This window comes from Spiroplasma endosymbiont of Lasioglossum malachurum, assembly GCF_964020065.1.
Taxonomy (GTDB): domain Bacteria; phylum Bacillota_I; class Bacilli_A; order Mycoplasmatales; family VBWQ01; genus Spiroplasma_E.
The window spans coordinates 674,351-695,552 of sequence record NZ_OZ026534.1; the positions used below are offsets into that span (position 1 = coordinate 674,351).

General features: G+C 23.0%; 25 protein-coding genes and 4 pseudogenes. 7 read left to right on the forward strand and 22 right to left on the reverse strand.

The features are described from left to right. Nucleotides 1-20 precede the first annotated feature (20 nt). Both AACK95_RS03780 and AACK95_RS03785 read right to left on the reverse strand, forming a co-directional pair. Nucleotides 21-269 (reverse strand): annotated as a pseudogene (locus AACK95_RS03780) (transposase); the annotation flags it as partial. 42 nt (nucleotides 270-311) lie between these two features. Continuing rightward, nucleotides 312-662 (reverse strand): annotated as a pseudogene (locus AACK95_RS03785) (transposase); the annotation flags it as partial. Between AACK95_RS03785 and AACK95_RS03790 the strand changes: the two are divergent. From AACK95_RS03790 to AACK95_RS03805, 4 genes and pseudogenes are all read left to right on the forward strand, one after another. Further along, nucleotides 649-1,677 carry a lipoate--protein ligase gene (locus AACK95_RS03790; RefSeq protein ID WP_422397165.1) on the forward strand — a complete coding sequence of 343 codons (1,029 nt, stop codon included), beginning with the start codon at nucleotides 649-651 and terminating at the stop codon, nucleotides 1,675-1,677. The pseudogene AACK95_RS03785 and the gene AACK95_RS03790 sit on opposite strands and share 14 nt — an antisense overlap. Before the next feature lies 1 nt (nucleotide 1,678). Next, nucleotides 1,679-2,874: pseudogene (locus AACK95_RS03795) on the forward strand (NADH-dependent flavin oxidoreductase). A gap of 65 nt (nucleotides 2,875-2,939) precedes the next feature. After that, nucleotides 2,940-3,344, forward strand: a complete 405-nt coding sequence (gene msrB / locus AACK95_RS03800) for a peptide-methionine (R)-S-oxide reductase MsrB (protein WP_338981004.1) — start codon at nucleotides 2,940-2,942, stop codon at nucleotides 3,342-3,344. A gap of 201 nt (nucleotides 3,345-3,545) precedes the next feature. Continuing rightward, nucleotides 3,546-3,704 carry a hypothetical protein gene (locus AACK95_RS03805; RefSeq protein WP_338979410.1) on the forward strand — a complete coding sequence of 53 codons (159 nt, stop codon included), beginning with the start codon at nucleotides 3,546-3,548 and terminating at the stop codon, nucleotides 3,702-3,704. A 341-nt stretch (nucleotides 3,705-4,045) separates the two neighbouring features. Here AACK95_RS03805 and AACK95_RS03810 read toward each other — a convergent pair whose 3' ends face one another. Continuing rightward, nucleotides 4,046-5,176, reverse strand: coding sequence for an Mbov_0401 family ICE element transposase-like protein (locus AACK95_RS03810; protein WP_338979412.1), 1,131 nt, complete (start codon nucleotides 5,174-5,176; stop codon nucleotides 4,046-4,048). A 395-nt stretch (nucleotides 5,177-5,571) separates the two neighbouring features. On the opposite strand from AACK95_RS03810, the gene AACK95_RS03815 reads away from it, so the two are divergent. From AACK95_RS03815 to AACK95_RS03825, 3 genes are read left to right on the forward strand one after another with little or no spacing between them, the layout of a single operon-like run. Next, complete coding sequence (locus tag AACK95_RS03815; protein ID WP_338979413.1) at nucleotides 5,572-5,766, forward strand: hypothetical protein; 195 nt, start codon at nucleotides 5,572-5,574, stop codon at nucleotides 5,764-5,766. A gap of 25 nt (nucleotides 5,767-5,791) precedes the next feature. Beyond that, entirely contained in the window at nucleotides 5,792-5,956 is a 165-nt protein-coding gene (locus tag AACK95_RS03820; RefSeq protein WP_338979415.1) for a hypothetical protein, read from the forward strand. Next, nucleotides 5,956-6,141 (forward strand): hypothetical protein, encoded by a 186-nt coding sequence (locus AACK95_RS03825; protein WP_338979417.1) that lies wholly within the window; start codon nucleotides 5,956-5,958, stop codon nucleotides 6,139-6,141. Before AACK95_RS03820 ends, AACK95_RS03825 begins: the two co-directional genes overlap by 1 nt. On the opposite strand, the gene AACK95_RS03830 is transcribed toward AACK95_RS03825, so the two are convergent. From AACK95_RS03830 to AACK95_RS03920, 19 genes and pseudogenes are all read right to left on the reverse strand, one after another. Beyond that, nucleotides 6,138-8,162: a hypothetical protein gene (locus AACK95_RS03830; protein WP_338979418.1), complete on the reverse strand. Its 2,025-nt coding sequence runs from the start codon at nucleotides 8,160-8,162 to the stop codon at nucleotides 6,138-6,140. The two genes, AACK95_RS03825 and AACK95_RS03830, sit on opposite strands and share 4 nt — an antisense overlap. Then, nucleotides 8,107-9,354 carry a hypothetical protein gene (locus tag AACK95_RS03835; protein WP_338979420.1) on the reverse strand — a complete coding sequence of 416 codons (1,248 nt, stop codon included), beginning with the start codon at nucleotides 9,352-9,354 and terminating at the stop codon, nucleotides 8,107-8,109. The genes AACK95_RS03830 and AACK95_RS03835 overlap by 56 nt, the downstream gene beginning before the upstream one ends. Before the next feature lie 18 nt (nucleotides 9,355-9,372). After that, on the reverse strand, nucleotides 9,373-9,495 hold the full coding sequence (locus AACK95_RS03840) for a hypothetical protein (RefSeq protein WP_255495924.1): 123 nt from the start codon (nucleotides 9,493-9,495) through the stop codon (nucleotides 9,373-9,375). A gap of 4 nt (nucleotides 9,496-9,499) precedes the next feature. Further along, nucleotides 9,500-11,740 (reverse strand): hypothetical protein, encoded by a 2,241-nt coding sequence (locus AACK95_RS03845; RefSeq protein ID WP_338979422.1) that lies wholly within the window; start codon nucleotides 11,738-11,740, stop codon nucleotides 9,500-9,502. Nucleotides 11,741-11,811: 71 nt separating this feature from the next. Then, nucleotides 11,812-13,051: pseudogene (locus AACK95_RS03850) on the reverse strand (IS256 family transposase). A 57-nt stretch (nucleotides 13,052-13,108) separates the two neighbouring features. Further along, nucleotides 13,109-14,845, reverse strand: coding sequence for a hypothetical protein (locus AACK95_RS03855; protein WP_338979423.1), 1,737 nt, complete (start codon nucleotides 14,843-14,845; stop codon nucleotides 13,109-13,111). 14 nt (nucleotides 14,846-14,859) lie between these two features. Beyond that, entirely contained in the window at nucleotides 14,860-16,044 is a 1,185-nt protein-coding gene (locus AACK95_RS03860; RefSeq protein ID WP_338979425.1) for a hypothetical protein, read from the reverse strand. 18 nt (nucleotides 16,045-16,062) lie between these two features. Further along, nucleotides 16,063-16,437 carry a hypothetical protein gene (locus AACK95_RS03865; protein WP_338979427.1) on the reverse strand — a complete coding sequence of 125 codons (375 nt, stop codon included), beginning with the start codon at nucleotides 16,435-16,437 and terminating at the stop codon, nucleotides 16,063-16,065. Nucleotides 16,438-16,454: 17 nt separating this feature from the next. After that, complete coding sequence (locus AACK95_RS03870; protein ID WP_174480219.1) at nucleotides 16,455-16,640, reverse strand: hypothetical protein; 186 nt, start codon at nucleotides 16,638-16,640, stop codon at nucleotides 16,455-16,457. A 1-nt stretch (nucleotide 16,641) separates the two neighbouring features. Then, complete coding sequence (locus tag AACK95_RS03875) at nucleotides 16,642-16,830, reverse strand: hypothetical protein (protein WP_174481134.1); 189 nt, start codon at nucleotides 16,828-16,830, stop codon at nucleotides 16,642-16,644. Between the two features lie 40 nt (nucleotides 16,831-16,870). Further along, nucleotides 16,871-17,029, reverse strand: coding sequence for a hypothetical protein (locus tag AACK95_RS03880; RefSeq protein WP_281747961.1), 159 nt, complete (start codon nucleotides 17,027-17,029; stop codon nucleotides 16,871-16,873). 16 nt (nucleotides 17,030-17,045) lie between these two features. Further along, complete coding sequence (locus tag AACK95_RS03885; protein WP_338979429.1) at nucleotides 17,046-17,873, reverse strand: hypothetical protein; 828 nt, start codon at nucleotides 17,871-17,873, stop codon at nucleotides 17,046-17,048. Nucleotide 17,874: 1 nt separating this feature from the next. Further along, the gene (locus AACK95_RS03890; protein ID WP_338979431.1) at nucleotides 17,875-18,072 is read right to left on the reverse strand and encodes a hypothetical protein; all 198 of its coding nucleotides are present in this window, start codon (nucleotides 18,070-18,072) and stop codon (nucleotides 17,875-17,877) included. A gap of 12 nt (nucleotides 18,073-18,084) precedes the next feature. Continuing rightward, entirely contained in the window at nucleotides 18,085-18,321 is a 237-nt protein-coding gene (locus tag AACK95_RS03895; RefSeq protein WP_174480108.1) for a hypothetical protein, read from the reverse strand. Nucleotides 18,322-18,415: 94 nt separating this feature from the next. Then, entirely contained in the window at nucleotides 18,416-18,571 is a 156-nt protein-coding gene (locus AACK95_RS03900; RefSeq protein WP_338979433.1) for a hypothetical protein, read from the reverse strand. A 450-nt stretch (nucleotides 18,572-19,021) separates the two neighbouring features. Further along, on the reverse strand, nucleotides 19,022-19,315 hold the full coding sequence (locus tag AACK95_RS03905) for a hypothetical protein (protein WP_338979435.1): 294 nt from the start codon (nucleotides 19,313-19,315) through the stop codon (nucleotides 19,022-19,024). A gap of 2 nt (nucleotides 19,316-19,317) precedes the next feature. After that, nucleotides 19,318-19,782 (reverse strand): hypothetical protein, encoded by a 465-nt coding sequence (locus tag AACK95_RS03910; protein ID WP_338979436.1) that lies wholly within the window; start codon nucleotides 19,780-19,782, stop codon nucleotides 19,318-19,320. Nucleotides 19,783-19,784: 2 nt separating this feature from the next. Next, the gene (locus AACK95_RS03915) at nucleotides 19,785-20,069 is read right to left on the reverse strand and encodes a hypothetical protein (protein WP_338979437.1); all 285 of its coding nucleotides are present in this window, start codon (nucleotides 20,067-20,069) and stop codon (nucleotides 19,785-19,787) included. A gap of 878 nt (nucleotides 20,070-20,947) precedes the next feature. Further along, nucleotides 20,948-21,187: a hypothetical protein gene (locus AACK95_RS03920; protein WP_338979438.1), complete on the reverse strand. Its 240-nt coding sequence runs from the start codon at nucleotides 21,185-21,187 to the stop codon at nucleotides 20,948-20,950. Nucleotides 21,188-21,202: the final 15 nt, after the last annotated feature.

A 21,202-nucleotide genomic window follows, 5' to 3' on the forward strand; every position in this document is an offset into this window, starting at 1 on the left:
TATCTTTGTTTTGCAAAGTACTAGTTCAGATTAATTCTGTCTTCAAATTTTATCATAAAATGAGCAATTGCTGTATTTCAATTTTGAATGGGCATTGTTCATTTTTTTGTTATATTTTCAATTGCTAAGTAAAATATTTTGAAAACTGCCATATCATTTGGAAAAACTTTTTTATTTCTGATGACTTTTCGTAATTGACTATTAACAGATTCAATAGAATTTGTAGTATAAATCACTCTTTTGATTTCTGGAGGATAACTAATAAAAATCGAGGCTTTTTAGTAATCTGTGTTTCTTTGTTTTGCAAAGTACTAGTTCAGATTAATTCTGTCTTCAAATTTTATCATAAAATGAGCAATTGCTGTATTTCAATTTTGAATGGGCATTGTTCATTTTTTTGTTATATTTTCAATTGCTAAGTAAAATATTTTGAAAACTGCCATATCATTTGGAAAAACTTTTTTATTTCTGATGACTTTTCGTAATTGACTATTAACAGATTCAATAGAATTTGTAGTATAAATCACTCTTTTGATTTCTGGAGGATAACTAATAAAAATCATTAAATTATCTCAATTTTTATATCAAGATTTAGCAATTTGAGGATAGTGTTTATTTCATTTACTTTCAAATGATTCTAAAGCTTGCATTGCTTGTTCTTCAAATGGTAAATATATCAAAGATGGAGCTTATGCTTTAGCGATTCAAGTATGAGCACTACATAATTTAAAAGTAAAAAACAAAACGATAATATTTCCTTTTATTTGTGATCCTCATATTCAATTGGGATATTTTCAAAATCCAGAGGTTGAAGTTAATAAAGAATATTTGGATAAAAATAATATTCCAGTTGTGCGTCGTGATACTGGAGGAGGAGCTATTTTTATTGATTCAAATTCAGTAAATTTTTGTTTTTTAATTCCATTAAATTCTAATACTAATTCGATTTATGCTAATTACCAAGAATTCTATAAGCCAATTATAAAAGTGCTTAAAGATATGGGGATTAAAAATATCATGCAAAGTGGAAAAAATGATTTGACAATTAATGGTAAAAAAGTTTCTGGAGCAGCTATGTTAAAAGAAGATAATATTATTTATGGTGGTTATTCATTACTTTATGATATTGATTTGGATGCTATGATCTTGGCACTTAAACCAAGTCGTAAAAAAATTGAATCAAAAGGAATTAAATCAATTAATCAAAGAGTAGATAAATTAAAAAATCACCTTAATGAACAATTCAAAAAATTAACTATTTTTGAGTTTAAAGATGAAATTATTAAACGATTGATGAATGTAGAAAAAATAGCAGATGTTGAACGATACGTTTTATCAAATGAGCAATGACTAGAAATTGACAAGTTAGTTGATCAAAAGTATAAGAATTGAGAATGGGTTTATGGTTTAAGTCCTCGCTATCAATATAATCGTGAAGCACGTTTAGAAATTGGAACAATGAATATTTCATTAATAATTGATAATGGTAAAATTAAAAGTTGCAAAATTAGTGGTGATTTTTTTGCTACAAAAGATTTAACTATTTTTGAGAAAGGTCTTGAAGGTACTAAAATGATTAAACAAGATTTAAAAATAAAATTACAAGAATTGGATATTTCTTCATATTTTTTAAAGAAAATAGATAATGACCAATTTTTAGAATTAATTTTGAGTTAACATGAATAAAAAATATTCTAAGTTATTTTCACCAATCAAAATTAAAAATTTTGTTTTTGATAATCGGTTTGTGCTTTCACCAATTACCTTAAATGTTTCTAGTTATGATGGTTTTGCTAGTAAAGAAGATATTGATTATGCTCTTAAAAGAGCTCATAGTGCATACTTAGCGATATCTAGTGCTGCTTATATTAATTTAGAGGGACAAATTTTTGAATTTGGTTTTTCTGCTGCTAATGATGAACATATTGATTCATTAAAACAAGTTGCTAATGCTATGAAATCAAAAGGTGCAAAAGCTATTTTACAGTTAGCACATTCAGGTCGTTTTTCTATAATTAGTTTAAATCGTTTAGGTTATGTAGTTGGACCTTCTAAGCAATCTTTTATGTATCCTTTTCCACATGAAGTTCAAGAACTGAGTATTAAGCAAATCAAAGAATTAATTAAAGATTATCAAAAAGCTACCTTAAGGGCTATTGAAGCTGGTTTTGATGGTGTCGAAATTTCTTCAGCACAAAAACTTTTAATTCAAGCTTTTTTTCAGTAATTAGTAATCAAAGAAATGACATTTATGGTAATCAAAATTTAGAAAATCGTTCACGTTTGGGATTAGAAATTTTACAAGCAGTAAGAGAAACAATTGATAAGCATGCTAGTGAAAATTTTATTTTAGGATATCGAGCTACAGCTGAAGAAACTAGAGGTCAAGAAATAGGTTATCCAATTGAAGATTTTTTACAATTCATGGATCAAGTATTAATAAACATTAAAATTGATTATTTAGTACTAGCTAGTTGGGGAAGAAATATATATAAATATAAAGTTCAATCTCAGGGGGAATATTTTAATCAATTAGTGAATAAAGTTGTTTATCAACACATTAATCAACGTATTTCTGTTATTGTGAGTGGTGGTATAAATAGTCCTGATAAATGTTTAGAAGCCTTAGAATATGGAGATATGATAGGATTATCTTCTGTTTTTGTAGCCGAACCTGATTTTGTTAGAAAAATAAAAACTATGCAAATTGATAAAATTAATTTACATATTACTGAAAAAGATATTGAAAAATTAGCTATTCCTAAAGCTGCTTTTAAGGAAATGGTTAAACTTATGGATTATGGTGAAAGTTTACCTAAGGATACTAGGGATGAGTTAAGAAAGTTAGAAAATAATTATTCAATTAAAAATTAATATTTTGTTTAGAAAAAGGTAATAAAAATATGAAACAAAAATAAAAAATTAAAACTATTAATGAGTTAACTACTTTACAATATGAGGTCATTATAAATTCAGTAACGGAACTTCCTTTTAAAAATAAATATTGAGATAATAAGGAAAAGGGAATTTATGTCGATATTTTATCAGGTGAACCATTATTTGCATCATCAGATAAATGTAATTTTGGTCATGGCTGACCAAGTTTTACAAGACCAATTAGTGAAATAGTTATCCTTAAAAAGGAAGATAATACTAACCTAATGTTGCAGCGTACTGAAGTACGTTCTAAAAAAACTGATATTCATTTAGGACATGTTTTTAAGGATGGTCCACAAAAAGAAGGCGGTTTACGCTATTGTATTAATTCAGCAGCTTTACGTTTTATTCCGTTATCAGAAATGATTACAGAAGGATATGAAGAATATTTATCTTACATTAAATAAAAATATTTTTATTGTATATTTATTATCTTAATAATGTTTTATGATTGCTGAATTATACTTGTAAGTGCAAGTAAATAAAATTGCAAAAAATTCTCATATAAAAATTTCATAATGCTAAATTTAGTTTAGAAAAAAGTAAGGAGTTTTTATATAAGTTATAAACATCTTGGCATAGATGAAAGGATTTATATTGAGAATCAATTGAAATTTAAATTTAAAATTAGTGAAATAGCTAAAAATCTTAATCGAAGTATTAGTACATTGATATCAGAAAATTTAACACAATTATCAATATGTAAATCAAAATCTCTATCAATACTGATGGTAATGTTTAGTAATCTGTGTAACTTACAAAAATAACTATGTTTAATTAATTCTAGTAAATATAATTAAATGACTAGAAAGAGTGAGTTACAGATGGCTAAAAAAGATAACTAATAAGGGTGGTTGTCAAAAATCCGGAATAAATTAATTCATATAGTCTTATTATTATGTTAGACAAGAAATAATTTGGATTTTTATGAAATTGTATTTAAATAATATAATTTTTTTAACTTAAATGCAACTAAAATACTTATTTTTAAAAATTACTAAAAAATTAAAAAATAAATTTAATATTTATACACAACAAAAATTCTTATTAAAACACATTTAATAAGTTTTATTCTATTTTGATTTTTAAAAAAAAGTTAAATTTTAATTTATAATAATTGTATCTCTGTATTTATTTTATTACATTTAAAAATAACCATTTTAATATAAATTGAAATATTATAAGTTCTATTACCAAGCATTTCTTTTAAAACATGTCAAATATTAGTTTCAGTAAAGCAACCAATATTTCATTTTGCACCTTGATTTTCAATACCTTGTTTATTATTTTTAAAATATTTTTTCTTTAATTTTTTATGATTATCTAATTCTTTATATAAATAATCAATTAATTGTTCATATTGACTATTATTAATTAAATTTTTACAGTAATTATATTCTTTTAAATATTTTCCTTTATTTCCCGCCATTATTCCAAGATATAATGTTCTAATTAAATGGAATTTATCTAAAACAAACTGTGCACCTAAATAATCAGCAACTTCTTTAATTCATCCTGCACTATCACCACAAATAATAATTTTTGCTTGTTCAATGTTTTCATAAAATTTTTGACAATGTTCTTTAACAAATTCAGCAGTTTTTTTAACGCCAATTGCTGTTTTTGTTGGTCTTATAATTGCCTTTACTCTTTTATTTTGTACTTTATGATTAATATTATCTGTATATGTTGTTATTAATCTCATAGAGTGTTTTATACCTTTACGTTTAAAATCTCAAAACTTTCGATATCCATTATCAATTGCTACAAAAATAGGTTGATTTTTTTCTAATTTTACTTTTACTGGATTTGCTTCAATTACTTCTAAATTTTTAAAAACTCTATGAACAGTACTAACACTAATACCTGCTTTTTTACAAATAGCACAAATATCATGATATCTTTTTCCATCAGCAAAATATTCAATAATAGTTTGTTCAACATCTTCACCAATTCTTTTATATTTAGGTAATTCTAGTCATTCATCAACTAAACAAACACGAACTCATTTTTGTAATTTTTCATCAAAATATTCATAAATTCTTCTTTTATAAGTTACTAATCCATACATTATTTTTCTTGTTCGATATTGATAATCAACAATTTTATATTTCTTTTTATCTCTTGTATTTTTTATTCTTCAATCTCATTTTTCTCATTTTTTTGTTATATGTTCTAAAACTAATTTATCAATTTTTGCACTTTGTTCTCTAAAATTTCATTTATAATTAAAATTCACATTTACTTCTCCTAACTATTTTAAAAAATTCTAAATTTATTGTAAATATATTTTAAAAATTAATTTACTTAATTATTATATAAATATATAAGTGTAATTTTAAATAAAATCAAAATTATTTTAAAAAATGCTTTCATATTTAAAATATAATAAACAATTTCAATATAATTAATAGTATAGGTCTCATAAAATAAATGCCTTTAATTTAGGCGTTATTTTGCATTTAAAAGCATACTTGTAAAAATAATCAAAAATAGTACAATTTATAAGTAAAATCAAGGAAAAAAGGAGTAATTTAAGATGAAAACATGAATAAAAACAAATTTAAGTAAAATAACATTAGCATTAGCACTAACTGGTGCTACAACTGGAACAATAGGATTAATCATGGGGGGGTGCTTACCCATAATGTAGGTACTAATGTTAAACATTATTTAGACCACAATAAACAAATTGTTTTTGGTAGTTCAACAATATGAGAAGAAAATATAGGTGGAGAACATAAAATACGTTTATATTTTGATACAGTAAAACATAATAATGATATAAAATGAGATGGTATTTATCCTGATGGGTATTTTAACAAATAAAATATAGGAATAGGAATGGTATAAAATGAGTTCATGTGTTTTTTGTTTAAATAATAAAGTAAGCGCAGAGATTGGTTATGAAATAGATGATGAATTTAAACAAAAAATTATATTATCATATTGTAGAAATTGTTATAAAAATTGAGTTTTTGAACGTATGGGAGATGAAAACGAAAGTGATGATAATTAATGAAAAATTGTATATCATGTCTTAGTGAATATGTTGGTGCTAAATTTAATTATGAAATTGAAGTTAATGATTTAATGCGTTATGTTACTATTTTTTTATGTATGGATTGTTGAGAAGAATGAACTGATAATGAGGTAAATTTATTTAATCAATACAATAAATTAAAAAAAATTAGGAGAAATTAAATTTCAATATTTATGTAACAAATGTTTTCGTTATATTTGTCAAATAAACTAATATCAGTTAAATTTATTTCTTGTTTATCAGTTATTAAAATTAAATCATAATTTCCAGAACCAAATATTCCACTAATTTCAATCCTATTTAAATTATTAATCGAATTTTCTATTTGTAATTCAAATTCACTATTATTATCAATTTGCGTAATTTCTTTATAAAATTCTAATTTAGAAAATAATTGAGATTTATTTGAACCATATAAATTTAAAATTTTTTCAATTTTAGTATTACTAATAATTACTCTTGTAAAGTATTTTCCATATTCACCATTACCTAGTGTTCAATCAGCTGGAATTAACGATGGAATATTATTACTTTCCAATTCATTTGTAATAGCAAGTCAATTAAATTGATTATCATCAAGTTTAAATAATTGATTTTGACTAATATCATTATTTTTTAGTTTAATATTGTTTATATCTGTAAAATCAAAATACTCAGATTTTAAAATTACTTTAGTATCTTTAAATTTTCAAACATCTGTAGGTTGTGAGTGAATTGGATTTGATTTTAATTCAAAATAATAAGGCAATAATAATTTATAATCATCATTTAATCCTTTATTAATTGATAGTGTTGAATAAATATATTTTGATAACATTGTAATTATTTGTTTAAATATTTTTATTTGTTTTAAATTTATATAATTTGGATAATCTAATTCTCATTGTTTAAATAAATTTGTAATTACATCATCAGATTTTTGCCCTTCAAATTTACCACGCATTTTATCTAAAGCATTTTGGTCATTAGGGTTTAATGTTGCACCATCAAAGTTTCTATTATAAGTATATGTATAAGTTAGCATATCTAATAATACTTTTTGTAAACTATCAATTGGTGGTCTATCTTTTATTTCTAATTCAACATCATGAAATTTATTAGTTGTAGAAATAAATAAATTATAGTTACTTACTAAAAATCATGACTCTAATTTTGTATCTTTTAATTCTAGTTCATCAGATAATGGTCATACTTTTGAATTTTTAGAAACATCATAACCAATTTTAGCATTAGTTACTCTTGCATTATTAATAATTTCTTTTCTTGTTTCAGTACCACCACCAATAGCAATTAAATCTAAAACTGATTTTTCTTGTCCTATAAATTGTTTTGCTAATTTTCAAGGTAAGATTTGTTCACTAAATCATTGTTGTAATATTTTAACTTTTGGTTGAGTTTCAATAGGCATTGATAATAGCGGAAATGCTATCTTATCCTTTATAAATAACTTTGGGTATACTTCCATATTGTCAACTTCACCAAGTACCTTTATATTGCCGAAAATCATGCTTCTAGGTGCTTTAATTTTTAAACCAATAACTTTTGTATCTTTATCTAATGGTTTTTGTAATTTAATAATAATTGGATAACCATCTCTTGTTTTAAAATCTTTAATTTTAATAATAGTAATACTTTTAGTACTTCTTGTTTTTGGATTTTGATAAGATTGTGAATAATTATTAATGATATATAAATTATCAATATTATTTTCAATTAATGGTTCATTTATACTAACTGCATATAATTTAAATTGATTTAATAAATTTATTTCTTGAAAAATTAAATTTTTAATATCAGTCATACTATATTCAATAGTATTATCATTAATATTTGTGCTAGCTCTTTGATTTAATTGCATAGTAAAGTCTGATGTTTCAGCAGCAGTGGTTTTTAATACTTTATCAATATCAATAAAACCTATTTTAATAGTGTTTGCTGAAAATCTTAAACTATTATTTTCATTGTTTTTAAATAAACGTTCAATTTCATAAATATAAATTGTTCTTTTTTTAAATTCATCATATGCTCTATTAATGTCTGGGTCACTAGTAGCACCCATCATATTAATAAAATCATAAGGAATATTATCAATTAAATAATCATTTTCTACTTCTGCTTGATTAAGTTTAGTTTGCTTCTGTTTCTGTGGAAACTTTGTTTGTGGTTTGTTGTTGTCTTCCATGGTTATCTCCTATTAATTGGTTATTTTCTGGATTAAATAATTTTAATTTAACTGTTAAATTATTAATTTCTTGTTCATCATTAATATTAAATGTTTTACTATTTAATAAATCTTTATCTATACTTACTAATATTTGAATAAATTTAAGAATATCAATATTAAATTGTCATAATTTTTGTTCAATATAATTAATAGTTGAAATATTTACTGCTGTACTTTCAGGTACTGATTGTTGTGCAGATTTCTTTTGACTTGGTATATGAATACCACAACGTTTAAATATTTCATTAACATTTCAATCATATATATCAGTTAAATTTTTACCTTTAAAATTACTATTTGTCATATTGATATTTTCGTTTTGTTCATTATTATCTCCACCACTTTTAAATATGTAGTTTTTAGTAACTAATGTTCTTACTGCATCTTCAATTAAAGATTGAACATTACCATAAGTTTGACTAAATATAAATTTAGGTGAATTTAAAATGGTATCTAAAACAATTTGTTCATAAATAACATCTAATGCTTTAATCTTATCCATTACTTTATTACAATCTGCTAACTCATTTGCTTTATTTCGCATAATTGATATTGGTATATAATTAATATTTAATGTTTGTTCTTGTTCTAAATTAGGGTTATTAATATATGATTTAAAATCTAATGGAAATTGTTTTTTATTATCACTAATACTATAAATTGCACGATTAATAGTTACTTGTTCATTATTTAATGTATAAATTTCAAATAATCTTACAGTTTGTGCATTTTGTTGATAACTATCATAAAAAATAGTACATTGAATTAATTTACCAGTAATATCATAAACTCTTTGTTGTATGTCAACTACTTGAAAATATAAATTATCATTTGCAATATAAATTAAATAACCACTAATTCCTAATTTACTTAATTTAAAAATAGAATTTCAATTTTTTCTATAAAATTCTTGTTGAATTAAATATTGTTTAATGGTTTCATTATTAATTTCTAATGGAGCATTATATAAATTAGCATTATTTTCTGCTACAAAATCAGTAAAATAAGTTTCATGGTTAAAATCATTAAAACCAAAATAATTTAAAATTGAAGCATGAGTACTTTTATTTTTATTAGTTAAAAATTTTACTTTTTCATTTTGATTATTACTAATATTACTTTTTTCTTTTCTTTTAAATAGACTTAACATAATATTCACCACCTTTCTTTAAAATATTTGATTAATTTTTAATATAATTTTTACAATAATAAATATAATTAAACCAGCAGTTGCAGAAGACAATATTACTCCAATTAAACCTAAAATAATTTTTATAATTTTAAAAAACATAATATTATTCCTGTAATTCTTCTAATTTTTTAAAAATATAATCTTTACCCATACCCCACATTATTCTATTGTTATAAATATTAATTTCAGTTTGTTGGTTATTGTTATTATTTGCTATTCATAAACTACTTTTTACAACGCTTGTATCTAATTGATAATAAAAATTAATTATTTGTCAACTATAATTTTTATTATTTTCTTTAGTTGTATAATCACCATAACTTATATATATTCTATAATGTGTTTTATCTTTAAATATATATTTTATATAATTTTGATTATTATTATTTTTATCTGTTATAACTTCTCCTACTTCTTTTCAATTTGAACCACTTGGAGTTGGTGTATCATTATCTCTTAAATCAACATCTCATTCATTTTCTTTAATTTCTAAACTAATAATTTCACCATATGGGTCATTTTCTGCACCATTTATTTTTAAAATTGATTTATTATCCTCAGTTGTCATAATATCCAAAGTAACATCTTCATTACCAATTTTTCCATTAATAATTGTATGAGGCGCTGTATTAAGACCCTTAGCAGTTTTAAATAAAATCATTATTGGATAACCTATTAATTTAGTTTCTCATGTTATAAGCGCTCTATATGTTTGATTAATATTAATATTAAAATCTGTTCATGTACGTTTATTAAGGCTCTTACCAACAATAACTCATTTTTCTTTACTTTCTTTTTTATTTATTTCATTAATAGCACCAGCAACAGTTTTATTAGTAGTTTCTAAATTAGGAATTTCTTGACCAATAGCATTCATAGAAAAAGCAATTGGAAATAATGCTTTTGTATCTTCTAATTTTTTATCTACTTCTTCTTTTTTATAATAATCAGTTAAATCAGTTTTCCCGCCAGTAGCACTAATTTTATTATTTTCATCAATAGTTATATTAGTACCAGCGATTAATTTATCTTGTTTTTTATCTAATAAATTATTAGTTTCTATTTTTGTATAATAATCACGTTCAGTACCTTCTTCCGATATAAATTCAGTTGGTGTATCTATTCCTTGATATTGATATATTTCTTCTATATCACCAATTAAATTAATTTTTCCACGTTCAGGATAAGAATTACCACCACCACTAAATTCTTTCTTTTTATTGTTATAGTAAATCGTTCCGGTATTTAAAATTCTTTTATTTTGGATTTGTTCACTATACGTCATGGAATCAACATTTAACAATTCAAATTCATTAAAAACATGATTTAAATAAATTTTAATTACTTTATAAAATTTCATAAAGTCATTTTCTGTTGAATATCGATAACTGATTTTAATAAAATATCATTTAAATGTTTCTATATTATTATTTTCAACTTTTTTTCATAATGGACTAGTTTCAATATTAAATCAATTATTTTTAATATCATCAATACTTTCATAAGTTTTAGTTAATTCATCATTCAATTTAGTTATATTATTTTCATTTGTAGTAATTCGTTTTTGTTGTTTAGCAGAAAAATCACAAGTTGGTGCATGTGTATAATCACCAATTTGTGGATTATTTTGTAATGCTTCTGGTGGTAATGTTCCAATTTCATCTGGTCAATCTAAAATCATTGTTTCAGTTTCTTTATCATAATCTGTTGCAACATAACCTTTATTAACAAATTTACTAACAGGACCTCTATATATTTCATTTTCATTATCATCAACTAAATCATCATATAATTTAATTTGTTTTGATAATGTAAATTCTTTTTGTTGTTCAATTAATTCATCAACTTGATTTCTAGTATAAAATGCTTTTAAGTCAATTTTTTCAATATCTATTTCATCATCATTATAACTTGAAAATATTTGTTTTAATTCTGTTAATCTTGCTCATATTTTCATTCTACTAGGTGCTAAATCTCAAACATTAATCGTAGGAGTACTACTTGCACTAAATTGACTACCATTATTAAATTGAATAGTAGCATCAACATTAAATTCAATTGGTGTACGATTAAATACTCAATGTTCAACCATTACATAAACCATATCTCTTAATGTTTCTTTAATTAACTCATCTTTAAAACTATCAAAAGGAAATTTAGATAAAATAAAATCAAGATAAGCATTAATATCATTTTGAGCACGAATAGCAAAAGTTTTAAATCAATCATTAACATTAGGTCATGTCTGTATATATTGCTGTGGGGTTTCTGTAATTTTTCCAGTTAATGGATATCAGTTATTATAATTTTCAAGACTGACATCAGTTCAAAGTTTATTAATCATAATTTATCATTCCTTAAAAAATGATTGTTTGAGGCTTTTTAGTAATCTGTGTTTCTTTGTTTTACAAAGTACTAGTTCAGATTAATTCTGTCTTCAAATTTTATCATAAAATGAGCAATTGCTGTATTTCAATTTTGAATGGGCATTGTTCATTTTTTTGTTATATTTTCAATTGCTAAATAAAATATTTTGAAAACTGCCATATCATTTGGAAAAACTTTTTTATTTCTGATGACTTTTCGTAATTGACTATTAACAGATTCAATAGAATTTGTAGTATAAATCACTCTTTTGATTTCTGGAGGATAACTAATAAAAATCATTAAATTATCTCAATTTTTATATCAAGATTTAGCAATTTGAGGATAGTGTTTATTTCATTTACTTTCAAATGATTCTAAAGCCTGCATTGCTTGTTCTTCACTACATGCATTATAAATTGGCTTTAAATCTGTAACTAGTGATTTTCGATGTTTGTATGAAACATATTTTAAACTATTTCTGATTTGATGAACTATACATAATTGATGTTCAGTTTTAGGATAAACTGATTGTATTGCTTCTGACATGCCTGTTAAGTTGTCACTACAAGCAATAAGAATATCATTTAAGCCACGATTTTTCATTTCTGTGAAATTTGCTAATCAAAATTTAGCGCCTTCATTTTCACTAATTCATAAACCTAAAACATCTTTTTTACCTTCTAAATCAACACCTAAAGCTATATAAACTGATTTGTTAATAATGCGTTTATCTTGTCGTACTTTAACTACTATACAATCAAAATAAACAATGGGATAAATGCCTTCTAATGGTCTATTTTGTCATGCTTTGACATCATCAATCACATCATCAGTAATTTGGACTAATAACACTTTCACTAATATCAGCACCATGATATAACTCTTGTAACTGCATTCTAATATCTGATAATGTCATACCTTTTGCATATAAGGAAAGAACTTGTTGATCAAAACCATCAAATCTTCTCTGTCTTTTTGGCACTATTACAGGAGTAAAATTACTATTACGATCTCGTGGTACATCAATCTCAATTTTACCTTGTTGAGTTATTAATTTTTTTGAACTTATACCATTACGAGCATTGTCACTATTACTATGTTGATTTTTTTCATATCCTAAATAATTTTGCATCTCAGAATTCAACATTTTTTCAACTAAACGTTTTGTTAATTCTTTATATAAACCCCCTTCTTTAAAAACTGTTGTTAAATCTTCAGTATTTTCTAATAATAAATCTACTGCTTTTGATATTGGATCATTATTATTAAAGTTATCTTTTTTAGCCATCTGTAACTCACTCTTTCTAATCATTTAATTATATTTACTAGAATTAATTAAACATAGTTATTTTTGTAAGTTACACAGATTACTAAACATTACCGATTGTTTATAATGATGAGTATGTTTTTTTGTTTTTTTATGTGTTATATGTTCAATTTCTTTTTGTATTTTATTTTTGCCTTTTTTTAATTTTTTCTTACTTTTTGCTACAACTTGACTATATGCAAACTTTTCTAAATGATGTAATAATCCAGTACCAAATAAAGTATTTACTGAAAATTTTAAACCAACATTTTTAAATGATTTGTTAATATTTTCAATAGGATTATTAATAACATTTACTACTTTATGATAAGTTCTTATTATTCTAAATATTTCTCTATATACTTTAAAACTATCTCTAATTATTTGTTGCACCACTGGTGGAGCAAATGCTATTGCTTTTAATCATTTATTACGATTAATACCATAACCCATGTATCAACCACTATATCAACGATATCAATGAAATGGATGTATTTGAGTAACAAAAGTTTTTGCTTTAAGAATACTATCAACAACTGTAATTGGTTTATATTTAGGATTGCGATGATAAATAGTAATTGCACATTTATCTAATGATAAAGGTTGAATTTTACAACCCATAAATACTGGTGAATTTAATGGAATTAATTGTGCATGTTTAATTGCTCTTTTTTCTGCACTAGTAAATAAATCAGTTGCTTTTTGTTTTAATTTATTAATTTTTTCAAATGCTTGTTTTTCTAACTTTTCAAATTTTTCTTGTAATTTATATATACTTTCTCTTATTTTTTCAAAATATGGTGTATCTTTTCAAAATTTATTTAAATCTTTTTTTAAATAAAATCTAATATCAAAATATTTAAAACTTTGATTTTCTTTTAAAACAAGTTGATGAATAACATTATTTTTAAAATCAAATTTAATAGCATTAGCACGAATTTTTTGTAAATCCAAAATTAAAGTTTTTCCATATCTATTTTCTGTGTGTATTGTATGAACTAAATTTAATCAATCATGTTGGTTCATAGATAATACTTTTTTTAAATCAGTATTATATTTTTTTAAAAAATTATTTGCTTTTTCAATATCTTTGATTTTAAATTTAGGAGTTAATTGTGGACTTAATTTTATTAATGTATTTTGTAATAATAAGTAATCTTTTAACTCCTGTGCTTCTAATTTTTGAAAATTATTTTTATATTGTCTTTCAGCAACATAACCTAAATCTCGTAATACTGTTTCACGATTAGGAGTAAAACTATAATTCATTAAATAACGTTTATTACCAATAATTTTATCTGTTAAAATTTCTTTTCCACCTACTTGACTAATAATTTCTTGTAAGTTTTTTACTTCTTTAATACCAACTTGTTCTAATGTTTTAGTTTCTTGTGCTAATTTAATAAATTTAGTTGTACGATAACCACGACTAATTTTATTCAGTCCAGCAAATGCAGGTAGTATATTAAAGAAAGTATTTAATTTTGTTACATTTCCTTTTAAATAATCATAAACTTGATTAATAGTAAAATCAGTTAAAAATTCTACACCAACAGCACTAATACTAGCAAGTAAATCACTTGCACCTAATCCAAGGGCTACGCTTTCACTTAATCCACCAGTAAAAGGAGCAAGTGCTACTGCTATTACTTGTACACCAATCATTTCTAAAATTTCTCATCAAAAATTTTTATTTTCTTGTTGTTTACTTATTCTAGTATGTTTGGGTTTATTTATGTTTAAAAGTATTGCTGTATTAGTTGTACCGATTGGCATGGTATTAATTTCCTTTATTTAAGAGTTATTTTAATTTGATTTGTTGTTCCTTTATAATTTAAGTCATTAACATTTGCAGTAATAGTTATATATAAGTCACCTGCTTTTTGTTTTTGATTACTTACATTAGTTTTTCCTTGTGCATCACTAAAATATTTAATAGTTGGATTTGTTAAATTTGGATTTAATAATTTAAGTTCATTAGTACTTTTTATTTGTGTGTTTAATTCATTATTATTGTTATTAACATTTGCAGTAATATCGGTTGTTAAACTTGTTATTTTAGTTTTTAAATCAGGTTTTTCTGTTTTAATAACTCCACATAACATTCAACGTGATGTTGTTTCATTATTAGAAATATATGGGATTGCTTCTCCAACAACTTCACCAGCAACTTTATATGCTCTTCCTGCTTTATCATCTTTAATAAAATCTACATAAATAACTGTATTTTCTATCATGTATCTTTTCATTGCTCTTGGTGTTGCTAAAATAAAGGTCATTAATTGTTGTTCATTTTTATCATTAGTAAAAATCATATAGTCATCAAGAACGATTTCACATAATACGCCTTTTACATATAAATTATTTCCATTTAAACGTAATTGTTGTGCCAACTGATTATCGGTAATTAAACCTTTATTATCTGCTAAATAAACTAAACTATCATAAAGACCATTAGTAATAAAAAATTTACTATTTGCAATGTTTCTAAATTGAAACAAAGTATTTCAAGCAGATAACATTGATTTTAAATAGTCTACTGGTGTTGTATCTTCAATATCGATTTTAGTAGCAAATTTTGCAATTGCTTGTGTATCATCAATTGCCAATTTATCTGCTAAATCATTTGCAACTTCATATTGCATACTATCTAATAAATTTTGTCCATTATTTGCTTTTAAATCTACATCTGCAATAATTTCTCCTGCAAGATATTTTTTAGTTATTTTTTTACTAATTTTATCTGTATCAACATATGGTAATTCATATCTTTTACTTTTATCATCCCAAGCAATAATTTTTACTTCCGGTTTTTTTGGTTTTTTAACAATAAACTCAATATTTACTGAGTCAACAATTTCAGTAGGGAAAAAGTTTGCCCATGGACTATTTGAAATTTTAAAAAACTCTATAAATTCTGGTGCTTCTACTAATCTCTCTGTATTGTCTAAATTTTGATTAAATGGTACTGACATTTTATTTCTTCCTTTCGTTTATAAATAATTTTTCTTTTTATAATTAATTAAAAAATTTTCTTTGTCATTTGTTTTATTATTAATAATTATTTGTTTATTGCCACCTGTATTAATTATTTCTTTAAATACCGGTTGTTCTTTAATCATTTTTTTAATAGTTTCTTCAATTTTTGAATTTTCTATATTACTTGTTTTAAATTTTAAATAATCATAAAATTCAGTTTTAACTTGATATTTTTTAAATATATTAATCATTTCTTTTTCTTTAATTTCTTGATTAAGTTTATTTAACTTATTTTCTGCTTCATTAACTTTATTTTCTATTTCTTGTTGAGCATTATTTTCAGTTAAAGGTTCAGTTGTTTGTTGAACATTATTTTCATTTTCTAACATTTAACATTCTCCTAATCTTATCCCAATAATCAATCTTTAACTAATTGTGGCATTTCACTTATTAGTTTTTTATAATCATTAACAGCATTTTCTAATGTATTGATATCAGAAAATTTAAAACAATTATCAATATGTAAATCAAAATCTCTATCAATACTGATATCTTGTTTTCTATATTTTTCATTAAATTCAATTTTTGTCATATTATTTTTCTCCTTTATTAATTTTTTCGTTTAATTTTGCTAATTTTTTTTGATGTTTTATAATTTTGTTATTTGCTCTAACATGTTTTGGAGTTGTGATAAATCTTTTTAATAAAACAATAATTTCTCTGCAAATTAATGTTCCAACACTTGTTCCAATAATTATTAATTCATGTAAAAATTCTTTCATTTGAATATTTTCCTTTCAACTATTTATTTTTAATTTTTAATTATTCATCAAATTGACCACCATTAATTCTTTCAATCATCGATTTTGAATTACTTATAATGCTTACTAATAAGGCAATTTCTTTATTTAATTGTTCCATTCTCTCTTTATATGTCTGAATTTCATTATTATAATATTCAAGTAATTTTTCTTTATTCATAAATTATTCACCTCCTTTATAAATTCATGTGATTATAATCTCAATTTAATGAAGCATTATCGTGATTTAATGGTACTTCGCTCATATTATCACTACCATAATATTGACTTGCAGTTTCACTATTAATAGTAAATCTATTGTCATTAATTAATCTTGTAGTTTCATAATTAAATGATGTTTCTTGCATTTCTTGAATATGATTTGTATTTTCCATAGGTAGTAAATTATGGATTATTTCACTTGCACCAGCAATAATAGTAGGTACTGCATAAGCATTATTAAAATCATTATTTATACCCATAGCAACACCACTTGAAATTAAACAACCACCAGTAGCCATATTACAAATTTTTCTTATTGTTTCAAATTTATTAGGTATTAACTCAGTTAATCCACTAATAAGATTTGATATACCATAAGCATTTAAACTAATATATGTATCTCAATCCATTAATGACTGATTTTCTTGCTTGTTTAATAGTAATCATGGTGGACCTTCTGTTGTAGTTGTAGTAGTTATTGGAATTGGTGTTGTTGGAATAATAGGATTAATATTGTTTTCAGTTCATTTACTATAATTTGCTAATCCAATTGTTCCTAAACCTAAAATAATTTTTTTAGAACTATTAATTAATTTAGTTTTAGTATTTGGTCTTTGAATTAAATTTCATATATCTAAACCTAATTTTTTACCAAATAATAAACTATTAATTGAACCTAATACTGGATTTGCAATTACTTGACCATAATAAGCACTTGTACCAATCATTGCACAAATTGGACTTATTCCAGTTCTAATTAATTTAGTTAAAGTATAATTTGATTGATTTTCTATACTTGGCATTTTATTCTCCTTTAATTTGTTTTAAATCATTTAATAGTTCTATAAATTTTTTCATCTCTTTTGAATGATAATCAATGCTTAAATAATCATCATTTCAATTAAAAATTATATGTGTATCTGAATGTAAAAATTCAACATTATCAATAAAAAATAATTTTTCATCTACATTTCATTTAATTAAAAATTCGCGTTTAGTCATATTTAATCTCCTTTAATTTTCTAATTTTTTAATTGTTACTTTAATTCAACCTTGATAAACATCATTATCACCAACTATTAATGCAACATTACTTTCTGGGTCAGAAACAATTATGTGTTTGGATTTAACATTTGGGTATTGTCTTAAAATAATTGCTCTAATATCATTACTTGTATGAATTGCTTTGGGAAATGGTGATAATATTTCAATTTCATCTTTATTTTCAAACAAAGTAGGTAATATTATCATTAATGTTCATCTCCTTGATTACAATATTTTTCACAACAGTTATCACAATATCCTTTATCACATTTTATTGCTTCATCTTCATAACAAAAACACATTAGTCAAATTCACCTTTTTCTATTTTTTCTTGTAATTTCATTATTAATTTAAGTTTTCAATTACTAATATTAATTTTAATTTCATCACTAATATCATCTTTAAGTAATTCAATAAATTCATTATCAAGATAATAAATTAATTTTTCTTTATTCATAATTTAACCTTTCTTTCCTAACTCTTTTATTTTGTTTTTGTTTACATAAGTTATTACATTTATGAGCAAAAACTCTACCATAGCCACATTTATTATTCTTTTTAATTTTTATTATCATTATTTTTAAAACAATTTTGACAATTTGGTCAATTATAATTTTCTTTACAATCAATACACATTTTCATTATTTACTCTCCTTTGGATGTTGAAATTCAACAGCTTTACAATTATTACATCTAAATATTAATTCAATACTTACATCTTCATGTTCACATTTATTCATTAGACATATTCTCCTTATGTTTAATTTCTTTTGATATTTCATTTAATATTTTTAATACTTTATATTCATTTTTTTAATTCTTTAATAATAAATATTAAAAATATTATTAGTGTTATGCTTGTTATTAATATTGGTACTATTAATAAAATTTTTCATAATATCATTTTTTACTCTTTTCATTTTTTAAATCATTTAACATTGATTGAACAAAATGCACGATTTTTAGGAATATTTAAAGTATTAAAAATTTGACCAGTTACTAAAATTTCATCATTTTTGTTTAATAAAATACATCGTTTATAAAATTTTGGGTTGTTAAAAATTAAAGTAACATAGTTTAAACCATTTCACTGACCTCGAACACTATAATATAATTCTTTATTACCTTTTTCGTAATATTTTGCTTCAATAGTGTTACTAAGTTTTACTGTTAATTTGACATAATTTGCTTTATCTTTCATGTTTATAATTTCCTTAAATAATTATCAAAAATTAATATTTTTTTATGATTTTTTAAATAATATTGAATATGCTTATAAGCATCTTGTTCATGTTTTGTTAATTTTATATTTCCTTTATAATTTGTTATTTTATTTTTATTTTTTGGGTGGTTTTCTAGATAATCTCAGTTAAAAACATCTTGCACTAATACCATTAATGCACCAATAATTTTAGGTGTTGATAATGGATTAGTTAATAATTGTTTTGAACTTAAAAAGAAATTTTCTACAATAACTAATATTTTTTTATCAATAAATTTTTCTTTAATTAATTGCATTTTTTCTTTATACATATTTTTAGTTCATAAAACAGTTAATGTATTAAATGTTTCATTAAAAACAATATTATTAGTTTCACTTGAATATATAACCATTCCATTACTACCTATTCCTGCTGGGTCAATTCCAATAATTAAGTCATATTGCATTATTAATCAAAGTATCCATTATTTATTTCATATAATAATACACATATAATTTCATATCTTCCTTTATAGTTATTATTATTTTCTATACATTTTCTATATTCTTTTTCTCTTATTTTTAATCAACTAATTAATTTTTCTTTATATTCATTAATAACTTCTTTTTTAAAATCTTCTCTTAATTTTTCTATATTATTTAAATGTTCTTCTGTTATTTCTTGATTACGTTTTTTATTATATTCATTAATAATTTCTTGGTCTTTATAAGAAAATAGTTTTTGTTTATTCATATTTATACCTCCTACTTAACCTAACATTTAAAATACAGTCATAACAAATTGCTTTATTATTTTTATCTCTTAAAAAGTTTTGTCTTGTTTTTATATCATCAGTATTAAAGAATAAATAATCTAATTTATGTTGTTTACATGTTCAACAAAAATACTTTTTCATAATAGTTCTTTCTAATATATTCTGTTGCTTGTAGCATAAAGAATATATATTTTTATTTTTATATTATTAATACTATTCGTTTTATTCATTCCAGAAATTCTGGGCTCAAAAATAAATTGTGAAATTTTAAAAAACATTGAGGCATTCGATTCAATATTTATTTAATTTGTGTTAAACAAATTAATATTTTAATTGAACCGGCCCCGCTCAATTTTTTTTACAAGTTTGAAATTTATTTTCTCGCCCAAAAAAATTTTTCAAAAAAAATAAAAAATAAAACCAACACTTGCTCACTGGGGAGTGGCAAGGTTGGTTAAATAAAGAATAGAATTAATACAATGGGTCCCTACAACAGGTCTATATATACTAGTTTCCAATTTGCTCCCACCCCAAGAATTACCATTTCTGGTTAGTATATTTTATTAGGTATCACTCCACTTTTTATTTATCCATGCAAGTCCACATGCTAGCTACTATTTTTAACAACTGTGTTGTAGTTCACTTTTTTAGTTCCCTAACACGTGTTGATAATAGTGCTAAAGACGGTTATTAAAAATTTTAAAATTTTACAATTACAAAAAAAGACAAGATTATTTCTTGTCTTTTTCCTTGTTGATAATTTTAATTTAACTTACAAAATGTATATTTTATTTTTTTTAAATACGTCGAATATAAAATATAAATTTAATGTTTTAAGAAAAGAGAGTAATTTTGTCTAATTTTCATTATTTTTCAAATAATTCATTTTTGGAAATAAGTTACTAATATGATAATAAATTATTTCGTAACTTTGACAACCACCCCTTTCGTTTTCATCTCCCATACGTTCAAAAACTCAATTTTTATAACAATTTCTACAATATGATAATATAATTTTTTGTTTAAATTCATCATCTATTTCATAACCAATCTCTGCGCTTACTTTATTATTTAAACAAAAAACACATGAACTCATTTTATACCATTCCTA